17 protein-coding genes, 1 tRNA gene and 2 pseudogenes are annotated in these 15,305 nt (G+C 65.2%); 7 read left to right on the top strand and 13 right to left on the bottom strand.

The annotated features are described in order from the left end of the window. The first annotated feature begins 193 nt into the window (after nt 1-193). Complete coding sequence (locus G6N07_RS15275; RefSeq protein ID WP_133055562.1) at nt 194-1,984, top strand: DEAD/DEAH box helicase; 1,791 nt, start codon at nt 194-196, stop codon at nt 1,982-1,984. Nucleotides 1,985-2,144: 160 nt separating this feature from the next. Here the strand turns inward: G6N07_RS15275 and G6N07_RS15270 are convergent, their stop codons facing one another. Together G6N07_RS15270 and G6N07_RS15265 are read right to left on the bottom strand one after the other, a co-directional pair. Beyond that, the gene (locus G6N07_RS15270; RefSeq protein ID WP_085192115.1) at nt 2,145-2,678 is read right to left on the bottom strand and encodes a hypothetical protein; all 534 of its coding nucleotides are present in this window, start codon (nt 2,676-2,678) and stop codon (nt 2,145-2,147) included. Between the two features lie 41 nt (nt 2,679-2,719). Beyond that, on the bottom strand, nt 2,720-3,541 hold the full coding sequence (locus G6N07_RS15265) for a hypothetical protein (protein ID WP_085192114.1): 822 nt from the start codon (nt 3,539-3,541) through the stop codon (nt 2,720-2,722). A gap of 50 nt (nt 3,542-3,591) precedes the next feature. On the opposite strand from G6N07_RS15265, the gene G6N07_RS15260 reads away from it, so the two are divergent. The 5 genes and pseudogenes from G6N07_RS15260 to G6N07_RS19910 all read left to right on the top strand — a co-directional run bounded on the left by G6N07_RS15260 (nt 3,592) and on the right by G6N07_RS19910 (nt 6,408). After that, nucleotides 3,592-3,882, top strand: coding sequence for a transposase (locus G6N07_RS15260; protein WP_163784219.1), 291 nt, complete (start codon nt 3,592-3,594; stop codon nt 3,880-3,882). Continuing rightward, a pseudogene (locus G6N07_RS15255) lies at nt 3,879-4,809 on the top strand (IS3 family transposase). Before G6N07_RS15260 ends, G6N07_RS15255 begins: the two are co-directional and overlap by 4 nt. After that, nucleotides 4,748-5,017, top strand: a complete 270-nt coding sequence (locus G6N07_RS21070) for a helix-turn-helix transcriptional regulator (protein ID WP_085187977.1) — start codon at nt 4,748-4,750, stop codon at nt 5,015-5,017. The pseudogene G6N07_RS15255 and the gene G6N07_RS21070 overlap by 62 nt, the downstream one beginning before the upstream one ends. Before the next feature lie 40 nt (nt 5,018-5,057). After that, nucleotides 5,058-6,143 carry a tyrosine-type recombinase/integrase gene (locus G6N07_RS15245; protein WP_235849528.1) on the top strand — a complete coding sequence of 362 codons (1,086 nt, stop codon included), beginning with the start codon at nt 5,058-5,060 and terminating at the stop codon, nt 6,141-6,143. Then, nucleotides 6,130-6,408 carry a type II toxin-antitoxin system Phd/YefM family antitoxin gene (locus G6N07_RS19910; RefSeq protein ID WP_197913027.1) on the top strand — a complete coding sequence of 93 codons (279 nt, stop codon included), beginning with the start codon at nt 6,130-6,132 and terminating at the stop codon, nt 6,406-6,408. Before G6N07_RS15245 ends, G6N07_RS19910 begins: the two co-directional genes overlap by 14 nt. 43 nt (nt 6,409-6,451) lie before the next feature. Here G6N07_RS19910 and G6N07_RS15235 read toward each other — a convergent pair. Beyond that, nucleotides 6,452-6,524 (bottom strand) — tRNA-Arg (locus G6N07_RS15235). Nucleotides 6,525-6,965: 441 nt separating this feature from the next. Between G6N07_RS15235 and G6N07_RS15230 the strand changes: the two genes are divergently transcribed. Continuing rightward, entirely contained in the window at nt 6,966-8,072 is a 1,107-nt protein-coding gene (locus G6N07_RS15230; protein ID WP_085187979.1) for a glutamate--cysteine ligase 2, read from the top strand. On the opposite strand, the gene G6N07_RS15225 is transcribed toward G6N07_RS15230, so the two are convergent. The 10 genes and pseudogenes from G6N07_RS15225 to ku form a co-directional block, all read right to left on the bottom strand. Further along, complete coding sequence (locus tag G6N07_RS15225; RefSeq protein ID WP_085187980.1) at nt 8,069-8,800, bottom strand: anti-sigma factor; 732 nt, start codon at nt 8,798-8,800, stop codon at nt 8,069-8,071. The genes G6N07_RS15230 and G6N07_RS15225 overlap by 4 nt on opposite strands. Continuing rightward, nucleotides 8,797-9,378 (bottom strand): sigma-70 family RNA polymerase sigma factor, encoded by a 582-nt coding sequence (locus tag G6N07_RS15220; RefSeq protein WP_085187982.1) that lies wholly within the window; start codon nt 9,376-9,378, stop codon nt 8,797-8,799. The genes G6N07_RS15225 and G6N07_RS15220 overlap by 4 nt, the downstream gene beginning before the upstream one ends. A 64-nt stretch (nt 9,379-9,442) precedes the next feature. Beyond that, nucleotides 9,443-10,222, bottom strand: a complete 780-nt coding sequence (locus G6N07_RS15215) for a DUF1365 domain-containing protein (protein ID WP_085187984.1) — start codon at nt 10,220-10,222, stop codon at nt 9,443-9,445. A 163-nt stretch (nt 10,223-10,385) separates the two neighbouring features. Beyond that, on the bottom strand, nt 10,386-11,447 hold the full coding sequence (locus G6N07_RS15210; protein WP_085187986.1) for a poly-gamma-glutamate hydrolase family protein: 1,062 nt from the start codon (nt 11,445-11,447) through the stop codon (nt 10,386-10,388). After that, a complete protein-coding gene (locus G6N07_RS15205) occupies nt 11,448-12,677 on the bottom strand; it encodes an Nramp family divalent metal transporter (RefSeq protein WP_085187988.1) in 1,230 nt (409 codons plus the stop codon). It lies immediately after the preceding gene. A gap of 148 nt (nt 12,678-12,825) precedes the next feature. After that, entirely contained in the window at nt 12,826-13,032 is a 207-nt protein-coding gene (locus tag G6N07_RS15200; protein ID WP_235849530.1) for a hypothetical protein, read from the bottom strand. A 69-nt stretch (nt 13,033-13,101) separates the two neighbouring features. Then, entirely contained in the window at nt 13,102-13,347 is a 246-nt protein-coding gene (locus G6N07_RS15195; protein ID WP_085187992.1) for a hypothetical protein, read from the bottom strand. Nucleotides 13,348-13,353: 6 nt separating this feature from the next. After that, a complete protein-coding gene (locus tag G6N07_RS15190) occupies nt 13,354-13,629 on the bottom strand; it encodes a hypothetical protein (RefSeq protein WP_085187994.1) in 276 nt (91 codons plus the stop codon). A gap of 30 nt (nt 13,630-13,659) precedes the next feature. Further along, nucleotides 13,660-14,124 (bottom strand): annotated as a pseudogene (locus G6N07_RS20485) (diacylglycerol kinase); the annotation flags it as partial. 201 nt (nt 14,125-14,325) lie between these two features. Further along, nucleotides 14,326-15,261, bottom strand: a complete 936-nt coding sequence (gene ku / locus G6N07_RS15185; RefSeq protein WP_085187996.1) for a non-homologous end joining protein Ku — start codon at nt 15,259-15,261, stop codon at nt 14,326-14,328. Nucleotides 15,262-15,305 lie beyond the last annotated feature (44 nt).

Genomic DNA, 15,305 nt, shown 5'->3' with positions numbered 1-15,305 from the left:
CACCCATCGACTGCCAATTACGTGAAAGATCCAGGTTTGGCTGCTGACAGTCGCGTCCTGGAACGAGGCCGAGAGCGCGGGAGGTCCTGGGTCGGCCGATGCCCGCCTGAACTTGCACAGGGTGTATCAGGATTGGGCTGGCGATACCTCGCCGTGGAGTCAACTGAGGAATGATCTACGGCGGCCATTATGGGTGGTTTCGGACGAGAGTCACAATCAAAGCGCTACGCAACTCGACCAGCTAGCTGATCTTCGCCCTAAAGGCTTCTTTATGGCATCAGCGACACCCGTAATGAATGATCGGTTCTCGAAGTGGGCCGAAGCGCTTGAAGCGGGTGAAGGCGGGTGGAGGAATCTACTAACGGCTGGAGTTGCTCGGGTCCGAACCCGGGACGTGGTAGAGGCTGAGCTACTCAAGACTACGGTCGAACTCATCGACTTCCAAAGTGGCACTGATGAAAGCCTTATCGGTGTGCTCGAAACCATGACCCGCTTGAGGACCGCTGCTGATGATGCAGGCGCGACAGTGCATCCGCGAGCAATTTACGTTGTAGAACGTAGCAATTCGCCCCGGGGTTCGATAGAAGAGCCGCCACCTGTAAAGATTTGGCGGTTCATTCGGGCAAACGGTGTACCCGCCGACGAAATAGCGGTATACACCGACACGAAAGATTTGCCAGAAGAGGCAGAGAAGATCTCAAGCTTAAGTGGTCTCCACGATCGCTACAGGCATGTTATTTTTAACCAGACGCTTCAAGAGGGCTGGGATGACCCAGAAGCCTATGTTTGTTATTTCGACGGGGTTACTCGGTCCTACGTGCGGATCAAGCAGATAGTTGGTCGCGTTCTTCGCCAACCCGGTGCGCAGCACTTCGCCGATGAAATACTGAACACTGCGACGTTGATTCTTAATGTCCCCGCGGAGTCGTACGACGCTGTGGTGAGCGAACTTCGTGCGGAGATGCGCCTGTACGCGCCCGAAGATGAACCAGATGTTCCGCTTATTAAGGTAAAGACTCGAAAAGATCCTCTGCCTTCGATACCCTTGAAAAAGGAGTGGCAGGAAAGGCTGACGCTGCCGAAGCGGACTCTACGTGCCCCGTCTATGTCCGCAGCTGTAAGGGCAATTGGGGCACGTGCGTCCGAGTGGCCCGAGGAAAGCCTCGGAGCCCCAGGGCGCGGCCGGCGTACGGTTGTGTCGCTGGAACGGGAAGAGCAGGAGCGCGATGAGTACCTCGATGTTGTTCGAAGTGCTCGGACGCAGAATGGCGTTTACCTTCGTCGGCATATACAGAATCGGAACCGGGGCTGCCTTAATGCGATACATCCGGACACTTTTAGGGGTGACGGATATCAACAGTTCTCGTGTCTCGGGTCGGTGGCGCAGACTGAGCTCAAGGTCCTTGGTGACCGAGTAGTCGAAATGTACGAAACGGGCGTCGAATATCAAGACGACCCTGATCCGGATACGGCTACGTTTACGGTCGGCGAGTACCGCCCGCGCGGCAAGGACATGGCGGCGTTCAAGCGGGCTGCCCACGGTGAATACTCAACAAATGACTTGAACAACGACGAACGTGAATTCGCCGTCGCACTTGACGCATTGAATGTTGGCGTGTGGGTTCGCAACCCCGCCACAGCTGCCCAAGGCTTCGGTATTCCGCTTCCCGCGAAGGTCGATGAATCGACGAAGTTTTACCCGGACTTCTTGTGGTGGGTTGATGAAGGTCTCTGTTGGGCGATCGACACGACAGGCAAGCATCTGCTTAATGCGAAGGTGCGTGGAAAGCTCATCGCACTTGACCACCCTCGTGTTGCTCTGGTTGTGCGCGGACATGTCGACCTAACCACGAACACGCTGTCGTCTAAATCGGGATGGACATTGGTGCGTGCCCGGCCCAATGTGACGGCGTCTGGCGAAGTGTTCGACGAACTGCCTTCGCTTTTGGAGCGGTTAGCGACGGCGACGGGGTCGCCGCCCTGAAGACCCACCTCAGCGGGCAACTCTGTTCTGCGTCGATAGCCCGAATGGTCGAGCGCGCACCCGAGTCAACGGCATTCTCCGGAAAGGCCTCGGAGCTCAGATTCCCAGAGGTATTCACGCCCGCAGCGGACGCCCCTTCAGAACTAAGTAGATAGCGCAACTAGCTGGCTGGCCGGCGGCTGAGGTTGACCCACTCGCCTTCAGCGGTCCAGCCGCCAATCGGGCGTAGTGCATAGTTATCCGGAATATCTCCGGTCTTGAAGTAGGTGTAGAACAATTCGGCGGCTTCTTCAGCTTTGAAGACCTCTGAACTGCTTACCAACTGCGTGCTCGCTGGCAATTTGATTGGCACGTCTAGCTGCTGCTCGCCGTCCGCCTGATGGCCAAGTACACCCCAGATGCAGTCCAAGTTCCACTCATCGCCGCCTGCGCGACGAATCTCAACCGTCATCCTGTCGGCGTACCCTCCGGCCTGCAGAAATCGTGTCGGCTCGATCCTCTTCTCAAGCATCTCGTCGTAGTTCATGGTCTCGGGTATCGGCACAAGTGTGAGTGCCCATGGCTTTGTACCGTTGAAGCGACTCAGCGGCTCGCGAAACGTGTTGATGTCGGTTCGAGGACCTAACTCGATGGAGAACGTGCCGCCGTTGTACTTCAGTACGTGCGTCGTGCGGCCGGACCGCCGGTCACTCATCGCAGCTGCTCCTCGTCATCATGATTCGCTTTAACACGATGTCAGGCCCAATCCTTCGGGTCTTTGGAATCGTGCGGCCTCGACTGTTCTAGGAACTTCTCCATGACGTTCCACGGAAAGCCTGCATCCTCCATCTGCTCGGGGGTGATTTCAGTTCCCCAGTTATCGATGCCTTTCGGGGCGAATTCGATCACCTTCTCGTCGAGTCCGCCCTCGACGACAGGGGCATCGACGGGTGCCCTCTCGACGCGGATGACCTGGACATCACTCACGATAATCGGTTCGCCGTTCAATTTTCCCGTGGCTGGGACCCCAGACCGGACCAAGTCGTCAACAGTCTGCTGGTTGGACGTGATGGGCGACTTGTTCACCTTGTGTTCTATGCCGATGTACTCGCCCGGTCTTCCGGTCGGCCGCAGTCCGTCGTAGTAGCGAGTGTATGTGTGGCCGTTCTCGGGGTCGACGACGCGCACCGCCACCTTGTCGCGGATGACTGGGATGCCGTTCTCTTCCATTTCGTCGAATGTTCTGTGTGCCTCGGCGTCGCCGTCAATGCCACTGTTGCCGGGCGCCCATTCACCATTGGGTTTGCGGTCCTCGTACTCAGGATGCCGCTCGCCGGGAGTCGGCTCGGGTGTGGGCTCTTCAGGTGGTGCCTGCTTGAAGTCGACTGCCTGAATGGCACCTCCGGACGATTCTGGAAAGGCGAGGCCGCTAAGTCCAGCGGCGGCCGTAGTGATCCTGGCTGCGGCCTCTTGGTCCGCCGCGAGTAGCAAGCCGGCCTTCGAACGGATGTCAGCTGCTTGTACCGGGACGGTACGGCGACTGACGAACCGGTGCTCGTTGATGATGCGCAACTCCACAAGGTGACATTCCCCCGAGACCGTGGAGGCATCAGCTATAAGGGGTAGTGATGTCAGAGAAGCGGAAGAAGTACGACCGGGAGTTCCGTGAGGGGGCTGTTCGGATCGTGCGTGAGACGGGTAAGTCGATCGCGGCGGTGGCGCGGGACCTGGGGGTCCACGAGGGCACGTTGGGCAATTGGGTGGCCCAGGACCGCGAGGCCCGCGAGGGCCGGGCTGAGTTGTCCCGCGACGATGTCGAGGAGCTCAAACGCCTGCGCAGCGAGAACGCCGAGCTGCGGATGGAGCGCGATGTCCTCAAGCGATCAGTGGTCCTGTGGGTGAAGGAGGCGACGAAGTGAGCGTGGCACGTTTCATCGCCGACCAGAGGACCAAATATCGAGTGCCGCATACGATCACATGTGTGCTGTTGGGTGTCAGCGTGTCGTGGTTCTACAAGTGGATCACCCGTGCTGAATCCGCCGATGGGTTGCACACCGACACCGATCGGCGCGCGCGCGCTCGATACGGCAGTGGCGGCGGCGTTCACCGCGGCCAAGGGGCTGCATGGGTCGCCGCGGCTGATCGCTGATCTACGTGATCTGGGTTGGGAGGTGTCGGAAGACGGTGGCCCCTCGATGCGCCGCCAGGGTTTGGTGGCGCGCCAGATCAAGCGCCGTAACGGGCTCACCAAGCAGGACAAGACGGCACCGAAGTTCCCTGACCTGGTCCAACGAGATTTCTCCGCGGCGGCGCCGGACCGGAAGTGGGTCGGTGACATGACCGAGATCCCCACTGAGTGCGGGCAGAAACTGTATTTGGCGACCGTGCTGGACCTCTATAGCCGCCGGCTGCTGGGGGCGGCGATGGGCCTGCATCCGGATGCCGACTTGGCGTGTGCGGCGATCAAGATGGCCGTGGCCGCGCGCGGCGGCCGCCAGGTGATCTGGCGCGATGAGCAGTCCGAGCGGGTGATATTCCACACCGACCGCGGCAGCACCTATACCGCACACGCGTTCACCACGCTGTGCCGGCAGTTGGGGATTCGGCAGTCGATGGGCCGGGTCGGGTCGTGTTTCGACAATGCCGCAGCGGAGGCGTTCTTCTCCTCGCTGGAATGGGAAGTGCTGTCGCGCAATCGTTTCCGTGATACCATTCATGCGCAGGCTGCGGTTATCGACTGGTGCTACACCTTCTACAATCACCAACGCCGGCACAGTGCCGCCGATGGGCTCTCGCCCGTCAACTACGAGATCAGGGAATCCAAGACCAAGCCGGAAGCGGCATAGGAAACCCTCCACGATTTCGGGGGAACCACAGTTATTGAAAATCGATCAGGTGGCTATGCGCCTTCGGGTTTCGGTGGGCTGCATCAGAGCCTGGCGCTTGCGGGGGGACGGTCCGCCTGCGATCCGCATTGGCACGGCACTTCGTTGGGACGCAGCGGAGGTCGAAGCCTGGCTCGATTCGCGGCGAGAGTCTCGCCTGGACGGGTGACGGCGTGATTGAGCCGAGATCGGGACCCAACGGCACCCGCGTGTATCGCGCCAGGGTCTATTACCGCGGGCGGTACGTTGCCTCTCGCACATTCGCGCGCAAGCGTGACGCTCAGGAATGGGAACGCAAACAGGTCGACGCCCTGAAGACCGGGGCCTGGGCAGATCCAAAGGCGGGTGAGAGGACGGTCCGCGAATGGTGCGAGATCTGGATGGCGGCTCAGCCTGCTCGGGCGCAGGCGACGGAGCGGAAGATTCGCGGCGTCGTTGCAAAGCAGATCGCTGGCGCGTTCGGACGGCGGCCGCTGGTTTCGGTACGGCCATCCGAGGTGCAGGCCTGGGCCGCCGACATCTCCCGCAAGCAATCAGCCGCGACTGCACGCCACTCGCTAGGTGTTCTCCGGCGAGTCTTCGAGCATGCCGTGCGCGATGGGGCGATACACCGCAATCCTGCGGCAGGTATCCGATTGCCGAAAGTGCAGGGCAACGACCCACGGCCGCTGACGCATGATCAGCTCTGGCGGCTCGCCGGCCATTTGGCCGAACCGCGGGACCGAGTGCTGATTTTGGTCGCCGGCTACTGCGGTCTCCGTTGGGGTGAGTTGGCCGCCCTGCGATGGGAAGACATCGACCTAGACAAGCGAACGCTGCGCGTCGCTCGGGCGTACTCAGAAGAAGCTCCGCGCGGCGAGATGTCTCCCGTCAAGGACCATCAGGCACGGACCGTCCCGGTCCCGGGCATCATCGCTGAGCAACTCGCGGCATTCGGCGAGCTTAAACGGTCCGATGAACTCGTCTTCCCATCCGCGACGTCGACACCGCTCCGGAACCGGAACTTTCGGCGCGACGTGTTCGATGACGCGGTTGCGGCCCTCGGCCTCGACATCACGCCCCACAACCTGCGCGACACCGCGGCTTCGCTCGCCATTCGAGCTGGCGCGTCGGTCGTTGCCGTCGCACGTCTCCTCGGCCACGAATCCGCTGCAACGACCCTGAACCACTATGCTGGCCTGTTCCCGAGTGACCTCGACGACGTGGCGCACCGTCTGGACGTGGCCGCTCGTTGCGTCATCGGAGCGAGGGCCCGGGCGACGACGTTGGAGGATGAAGACAATGAAGTTCGTTGATCGCGGCGGGGAACGCCTGCGCCGGATCCTGGCCAACCCTCGGAGGGCAGAAAGGGTCGCGGAGATCCGCCGAAAGATGGCCGACGCAGATGCGGCCATGAAAAGCGACGAATCTTCGACTGAAACGGACTACCTGCTGCGCTCTCCCGAGAATGCGCGACGCCTTCTGGCTGCCATTGAGCGAGACAAAGCAAGCCAGCCGGCACCATCCGATGCCACTGAAGCACCGACCACACACCGACCAGAGAGGAGCGACGAGCAGTAGGGCAACAGCCCAGAAACCTGCGCTGATCTGCAAAAACACGAAGTGCCCCCGGCAGGATTCGAACCTGCGACACCGGCTTTAGGAGAGCCGTGCTCTATCCCCTGAGCTACGGGGGCGGCCGTGGCAGTTTACCGCCCACGGTTCACCGTCAGCGCAACACCGCGTGACCTTCGCGAACGCCTCCTCGTGCGGCGCCTGCGCGATGATGTAGGCAGGCGGTAACGGTGCCAGAGCTGGCGCAGCCGCTCGGCCATGTGCTGCGGTGACCCCGACAGCATGCCGGCGTCACCGGCCGGGCCCGGCTTCGGCCACGGCGCGCCGCCTCCTTCACATGGCCACGACCAGGCGCAGTGAAGTCCGACGCCGAAGCGGACGTCCCTGCCCATCACCGCGCCTAATGCGCGCCGGAGATATTGGATGTTTGATCGGTTAGCCAGAGGTTATTAATGACCCGACGATCCGCGCCGCCGCGAGGACAACCCATAGCCACACCCAGATCCGGCCCGTCGTGAGTACGCCCGACGGGCCGGATCAATGCCTTGAGGAGGGTCGACACCATGGCCGACCATCCCACCGTCGGGGTCGAAGAGGAGTTCCTGCTCGTCGACCAGGACGCCGGCGCCCCGGTAGCGCTCAACCGCGACGTCGCTCGACATGCGAGTGACCGCGGTGTCGACCTGCAACTCGAGCTGACGTCGTGCCAGGTCGAGACCGCGACCGGGGTGTCGAGCGACATGGCCGACGTCCGGCAGCAACTGACGCACCTACGGGCCACCGCCGCGCGGGCCGCGGAAGACAGCGGCGCCCGGTTGCTGGCCGTCGCCGTGCCGCCAACCGTGCCGCACGAATTCCCGATCACCGACAACCCGCGCTACCGCCGCATCGCCGACCGGTTCGGGATGCTGGCGCGTGAACAGGGGATCTGCGGCGCGCACGTCCACGTCGCCGTCCCCACCCGCGAAGTGGCCATCCGGGTGAGCAACCGGCTACGCCCGTGGTTGCCGGTCCTGCTCGCGCTGACCGCCAACTCCGCGATCTACCGCAGCGCCGACAGCAGCTACGCCAGCTGGCGGCGGATGCTGTGGGCACGCTGGCCCAGCGCGGGCGCACCGCCGCACTTCGACTCCGCCGACGAGTTCGACGCGATGGTGAAGATGCTGTTGCAGTCCGGCGCCATGCTCGACGAAGGACAGGTCTACTGGGATGTGCGCCCGTCGGTCAACTTCCCGACGATCGAGGTGCGCGTCGCCGACGTGCCCGCCACCGTGGCCGACACCGTGCTGTTCGCCGCGATCGTGCGCGCGACCGTGATGACGCTGCTCGCCGACGAGCGGCAGGGCGCCGGCGTGCCGCGCATCTCGGCGCACGCGCTCGATGCCGCCTACTGGCGGTCGGCCCGTGACGGGCTGGACGGGATGGCGATCGACCTCGCGGCGTCACACGCCCCCGTACCGGCACGTGATCTGCTCGACGGCCTCGTCGACCGCATCGCCCCGGCGTTGCGGGCCGTCGGTGACCACGACCTGGTCCGCGACGAACTGGCGCGGCTCGACGACGAGGGCAACGGCGCGATGCGTCAGCGCGCGGCATGGCGGCGTCGCGGCGAGATCGCCGACGTCGTCGATGCGGCCGCTGACGCGACGCTGGCGGGCCTGTCGATCTAGGTCAGCGGTAGCTCGGCGAACGCCGGGGAGGTCGGCCACTGGGAACCGCCGGGTGGTTCGACGGTGAACGCCAACGCCTGCGACGCCTCGATGTCGGACAGCACGGCGGTGGTCGACGGCGAGATCGCCTCGTCGTCCATCGTGCCCGCCGAATGCGGGCCATCGGATCCGACCAGCCACATCTGGTAGACGGTGCCCGGCTTCGGCGGTGGGACGTCGTTCATCACCAGCACGCCGGCGTCGCGTTCCTTGGAGAACACCACCGTGGCGGTACCTCCGCCCGGGATCGGCCCGGACACGGTTTGGACGTCCGGTGCGGCGAACACCTGGTCGGCCGTCGTCGGGGAGACCGAGGGACGCAGCGCCAACCCCACCCCGAGCGCACCGAGCCCGACGACGGCGACGGCCGCGGCCGCCAGCAGGGCCGTGCGCCAGCGCGCTTCACCGGCGGGGCGGCGACGGGTGCCGGCCAGGTCGCGCACCGGATCGTCGGCGACCATGGCGAGTACGCTGTCGCGCAGGTGAGCGGGGGGTTCGGTGGCCGTGCTCGCCGAGAGCGCCGCCATGGTCTCCTGCACCGAGCGGACCTCGTGGGTGAAGGCATCCGCCACCTCGGGCGGCACGGTGGTCAGCCACCGTTCGATGTCATTCCGCTCGTCGATAGACACCGCATGCAGCGCATACGGGGCGGCGAGGTTGAGGAGATCGGTGTTGTTCGGCTCGGTCATGAGATGCCCAGACAGTTCTTGAGGCCGCGGATGCCGTCACGCATCCGGGATTTGATCGTGGCTAGATTCGCCGACAGGCGCTCGGATACCTGGACGTACGTCAGTCCCTCGTAATACGCCAGCTGGATGGCTTCCCGCTGCAGATCGGACAGCGACGCCATGCAGTCGACGACACGGCGACGTTCGTCGAGCAGGATCACCGAGTCGGCGACGTGGTCGACGGGCGGGTCGACGCTCGCGGCGCCGTACCGGGATTCGCGCTGTGTGGCCGCCTCCTCGGAACGCACCCGGTCGACGGCGCGGCGGTGCGCCAACGTCAGCAGCCATGCCATCGGCGACCCCGCCTTGGGGTCGTAGCTACCGGCGGACCGCCACACCTGCAGGTAGATGTCCTGAGTGGTCTCTTCGCTGTAGCCGGGATCGCGCAGCACCCGGGTGACCATCCCGTACACCCGCGCTCTGGTCCGATCATAGAGGGCGGCGAACGCGTCGACGTCCCGCTGGGCCACCTGCCGTAACAGTACGTCGAGGTCAGTGGTCACGAGCGGTAGCCTAACCGGCCCTGTCAGGGCGGTCATCGATACGGCCGTCCTCGGCTACGGTGGGCCGAACAGATTGTCGCGTAGCCGGTTCCGTGCGCCGTCACGCCTTTGCTCCAGAATGTGCGACGTGAGTGGTGCGGATCGGCGGCACCTCGACGGCCGCCTGGCGTGTGACCGGCACCCGGCGCGCCCGCAGGATCAGCCCCTGCACGCGCAGGCTGAGCGCGATCATCTGCGGCGCCATTGGTTTGGTCATCTGCAACCGCAGCACCTGCGCGACGGTCGCCGGTCTGTGGCTGCCGCGCAGCGTGCTGACGATCGCCGGTTGGTTCTCGCGGTGCAGGGAGATGGTCAGGTCGAGGTCGCCGTCGGGCCGTGGCGCCCGCACCAGGTAGTACCCGTCCACCCCGTTGAACGGTGAGGCGTAGAACCGTTTGCGGACCATCGCCGGATTCGGCCCGTCCGGCGGCATCACGTACGCGTACCACTCGCCATGGGTGTTGCGCACCTCGGCGATGACGTGGCGCACGACGCCGTGGGAATCGTGACACCAAAACAGGCTCAGCGGAGTGAAGGCGAAGCCGAGCACTCGCGGCTGCAGCAGCGCGGTGACGCGCCCGCCGCCGAGGTCGATGCCCCGCGCGCGCAGGAAGGTGTCGATGCGCGCCCGGAGCGTATCGCCGGGGACGCTGTCGAAGTGGTCGCGGACGTCGAAGCGGGCGAAGGACCGCAATCCGACAGGCAGCCGCGGCAGCTCGTCGAGGTCGACGTACCAGCTGTAGCTGTTGAGCTCGAAGTAGTGATGCACGGGCGCGCGGCGCAGGTGCGTGACACGGGTCCGGTACAGCGCGGGCGTCGTTTTCGGTTCCACACTCGTCATTCGGAGCCGATGCCCGGATGGATGGTTATAGCCCCGGCCGTGGATTGCGCGGCTGCGGGTCGGTCGACGCGATCGTCAAGGCCCAGCGGGTGACCCGCCGCTTCCGCGATCCGACTCCGACCTGGACACGGGGAGGTGCCGGCTCAGCCGGCCCGGACGTAAATCACCAGGACCGCGCTGCCGCGACCAGCCCCTGCACGAGCGCCGACGTGGCGGGTGACAGACCGTCGTCGCCGGGCAGCGGGCTGCGCGGGCTCAGACCGCGCACCCGGGAGGTCAACTCGAGCTGGGCGCCGCCGCCGCGCACCCGGTTGACGGGGTTGTCGGCATGCAGCCCACGCAACTCCGGCGGGATGTCGTCGAGGTCGGTGATCATTCGATACCCGGGGATGGCGACGTGTTCGGCGAAGTGGGCGGCCAGCGCCCGGTTGCGGCCGCCGGCCAGCAGCTCGGTGCTGCGGCCGACGCGGCCGTAACCGTGCAGCGAGACCGCGACGCCGACGTGGTCGAGGAACTCCGCGAGCCGCGCCGATTCGGAGCCCACGTACCGAGCGGACGGCAGATGGTGCGGGTACTGCTCGGGGTGGCGCACCACGTACACCGATGCGCCGGCAGCTTCGGCGGCGCGCTCGGCGATGACGTCGGTCATCTGCTCCAGCCCGCCGCCGTGGATCGCCAGGAACCCGAAGCGCGATCGCAGCGCGCTGTGCTCGATCACCGCGGGGTCCGCGAGCAACTCCGAAAGTGATTGGGGGCCTGCCGTTCCGGTGTATCGCGGCCGGTGCGGCCAGTGCATCGGATCCCAGCGGCTGAGGAACTCGACCCAGCGGTGCGGAAGGCCCTGGTGCAGTGCGCCGTCGATGATGCGTTCCAGGTACCCCGGTCGCGGCGGGCCGGGTTCGACGCGGTGGTCGATGTACACCCACGCCGGCGCAGGGCCGTGGTCGGTTTGGACGGTGAGCCGATCGCGGCGGTAGCGCACCGGAACGCCTTCGGCGCTGTCGAGTGTCGCGAGGTCGTGGTCGGATACCTGCCAGAGCACTCCGTGCACCTGCGCGCCGACGACCGGCTCGACGGTGGCCACGCCGCGTTCGTTGATCAGCCAGTCGTGGTCGGCGAGTGTGGCCGGACGCGGATCGACGGCGTCGGGGCAGCGCTGCGCCATCTGCTGCACGCACAGGTTGGACCCGTACGCGAAGTAGGCGTGTCGACCAGCGCGCAGCATTCAGCCTGTCACGGTCAGATAGATCAGCACCACGTTCAGAAGACTAATCAAACCCGCCACGCCCCAGCCGAGCGTGGTGGTGACACGGTGGTTGACGTCGGCTCCCATCACCTGCCGGTCGCTGGTCAACCGGATCAGCGGGATCAGCGCGAACGGGATGCCGAAGGACAGGACGACCTGCGAGAGCACCAGGGCGCGGGTGGGGTCGACGCCGATCGCGAGGATCACCAGCGCGGGCAACAGCGTGACGAGGCGGCGGACCAGCAGGGGATAGGTCCGGCGCAGCAGCCCACCCATGATCATCGCCCCCGCGTAGGCGCCCACCGAAGTCGACGCCAGACCGGAGGCCAGCAGGCCGATCGCGAAGCACAGGGCGACGGCCGGGCCGAGTGTGTCCTGCACCGCGGCGTGGGCGCCCTCGAGGGTGTCGGTGTCGGCCACGCCCTGCAGGTTGGTGGCGGCGACCAGCAGCATCGACATGTTCACCGCACCGGCGATCAGCATTGCCAGCCCCACGTCGATGCGGGTGGCCATGAGCAGTCGACGCCGCCGCGAGCCCGGCTCCGGGTGGCCGTGCCGGTCCCGGGCCAGGCCGGAATGGAGGTAGACCGCGTGCGGCATCACCGTCGCACCCAGCATCGCCGTCGCCAGCAGGACGCTCTCGGCGCCGTCGAAACGCGGGATGAGGCCACCGGCGACGTCGGCCACGGGCGGCGGTTCGACCAACACGCTGGTCAGGAAGCCGATCGCGATGATCAGCAGCAGACCGCTGATCACCCGCTCGAAGTGCCGCTGCCCGCGGCGGTTCTGCACGGCCAGCAGGATCAGCGACACCGCGCCCGTGATCACACCACCGATGAGCAGCGGCAGGTCGAACAGCAGGTAGAGCGCGATCGCGCCGCCGACCACCTCGGCCAGATCGGTTGCTATGGCGACCAACTCAGCCTGCAGCCAATAGGCGATGCGGGTGGTTGTGCGGGTCCGACCGGCGACCGATTCCGGTAACGACCGGCCGGTGACCAGCCCCAACTTCGCCGACAGGTACTGCACCAGGCCTGCCATCACGTTCGCCAGCACGATGACCCAGACGAGCAGGAATCCGAATTGGGCGCCGGCGCTGACGTTGGCTGCGACGTTGCCCGGATCGACGTAGGCGATCGCGGCGACGAACGCCGGTCCCAGCAGTGACCAGGTCGGCCTCGTCGTGCGACGGTCGATGTCCGGCAGCACCCGTCTTCCTCCCCTATGGCACAGCGAATAGGAAAGTTAGGTTATCCGAAACCTCCCGACGGCGCGCGCTCCGTCCGCCCAAACGAACAAACGGGCGAACTTGTCCGAGTAGATCCCGCCACTTCGTCGATCTCGGCGGGTCACTCGCTCAGATGTCGAAGCCGACGATCAGGCCGCCGTAACCCCAGCCTCCGTACGGCCAACCGTTGTTGGTCACCGGTGGCGTGGTGACGATCTGTGTGCTGCCGCCGGTCTCGCACTGCGTCGTGCGCGGACCGGTGTTCACGCACACAGGCGCCGCCGCCGCGGTGGGTGCCGCCAGTATCGTCGCACCGACCAGCGCAACGGCGGACATCGTTGTCGCTGTAGGCAATCCGATCGGCATCGATGACCTCCTGAACGGCCGGGCTTCGGTCGCTGCGACCTACCAGCCGAAGACCAATGCCGGTCCGTAGTAGTAGTCGTTCCACGGATACAGGTAGTTCGTCTGTCCCGGCGAGGTGACGATCTGTGTGTTGCCCGGACTGCTGCACTGGGTGGTAGACCCGCCGAACGTGGTCTGACCCGTGGTGACGCAGTTCGGCTGGGCCGCCGCGGTGGGGGCCATGAGCGCCGCCCCGCCGATGCCTGCGGCAATGGCCAGCGGCACCAATCCGACGATCTTGTTCACGATCCTCTAACCCCAGTCCACCACGGTGGCGGCACCGTAGTACGAATCGCCAAATGGGTACAGGAAGGTGCTCTGGTTGTGAATGTCCTTAGGCTGCGTCGCGAATTGCGTCTCCCACGGCGGGCACGTGGACCCCTGTCCCAGGGCGTTGGGCGCCACGTTGAGGCAATTGCCGTCGTGCTCACCGCTCGGCTGGGCGACGGCGACCGGCGCCGCGAGGATCGCGCCGGCGATCCCGGCAGCGACGGCCAGTGGTGTGAGGTAGCGCAGAGAGGTCCGCATAGCCACGTCCTTCAATCGAGTGTCCGCTAGTCAGGAAGCGTACAGCCCTTTCCCAGTTGAGAGAGGCAAGTCGAGAGTTGTTCGTATTCCAGGGCTGCGCTGGCTGGGGCCAGTCCGCGACAGAGGCCTTCACGCAGCCCGGGTCACGTGTCCAAGCACCACGGCGACCTTGCCTCGCGCATCCCGCGCACCTCGAAACCCAGTGCGGTGGCGGTCGTATTGGGGAGCGGACCCGAGGTGATATCGGAGTCCTCCCGAATGGGCTCGCGCACGTAGGTCCCGGTTAGCTTGTCGACTTCGATGCCCAGCCCGGCGGCGCGCTGGCGAACACCGAACCTCAGGCCAGGCTGAGTGCGCCGGGCTGCAGCAGCATCGGCAGACCGTCAGCGGCTTGCCGAACCCCATAACGTCGAAGATAACCGCCGGGCTGTCGTAGGTGGCGTAGGAGATGATCTCCAGGCGCAGGATCTGTTCGATGCCCGCACAGGCGCCAGCTCGCGGCCAGCGCCGGTGACGGTCGCGACCCGGCCGTCGAGCCGAATCTGCCCAGGATCACACCCGCCTCACTTCCTCGACCGGCGCACCGTAGCGAGGCGCGATGCGAGGAGTCAGGACTCTGAACACCTCTTATCTGGCGTTCGCGTAACGCTGGGGCGGTCGGGGCGTGCATTCTGGCCCCAGCGTTACCGAAACGGATCACGCCTTCTTCCCCGCCGTCTTCTTCTTGGCGGCTTTCTTCGCCGGCGCCTTCTTGGCGGCCGCCTTCTTCACCGGCTTGTCTTCCCCGCCGGAATCGACGGAATCGTCCCCGACGGAGCGGGAACCGGACTCGCCGCCGCCAGAGCGCCGCGCCTTCACGCTGGCCTCCAACTTCGCCAGCAGATCGGACACCTCCTCGGTCTCGTCGAGTTCGGTGGGTTGCTCCTCGACGGCGAACGCCTCGCCGCCTTCGAGCTTGGCCTCCACCAGTTCCCGCAGCTGTTCCTGGTAGTCGTCGTGGTAGCGGTCGGGGTTGAAGTCGTCGGTCATCGACTCGACCACCTGACCGGCCATCTTCAACTCGGCCGGTTTGATCTCGACTTCCTTGTCCAGCACCGGGAAATCGGGGTCGCGGATCTCGTCGGGCCACAGCAGCGTGTGGATCATCATCACGTCACGCTTGGAGAAGTCCTTGACGCGCAGGGCGGCGAGCCGCGTCTTGTTGCGCAACGCGAAGTGGACGATCGCGACGCGGTCGGTCTCCGACAGCGTTTTGGCAAGCAGCACATAGGATTTCGACGACTTGCCGTCGGGTTCGAGGAAGTAGCTGCGGTCGTACATCAGCGGGTCGAGGTCGCTGGCGGGAACGAACTCGAGCACCTCGATCTCCCGGCTGCGTTCCTCCGGCAGTGTGGCGATGTCCTCGTCGGTGATGACCACCATCTGCCCGTCGTCGGATTCGAAGGCCTTGGCGATGTCGCGGTACTCGACCACCTCACCGCAAACTTCGCAGGTCCGCTTGTAGCGGATTCGTCCGTTGTCCTTCGCGTGGACCTGGTGGAACTTGATGTCATGGTCTTCGGTCGCGCTGTAGACCTTGACCGGCACGTTCACCAAGCCGAAGGCGATCGAACCCTTCCAGATGGATCGCATCAGCCCAGTATGGCCCACCGCAACCACGGATGCGGTTCACTTCC

The organism is Mycolicibacterium doricum, from assembly GCF_010728155.1.
In the GTDB taxonomy this organism is placed as follows: Bacteria; Actinomycetota; Actinomycetes; order Mycobacteriales; family Mycobacteriaceae; genus Mycobacterium; species Mycobacterium doricum.
The sequence above is the reverse complement of the archived record's forward strand: the minus strand, read 5'-3'. Positions and strand labels throughout refer to the sequence as shown.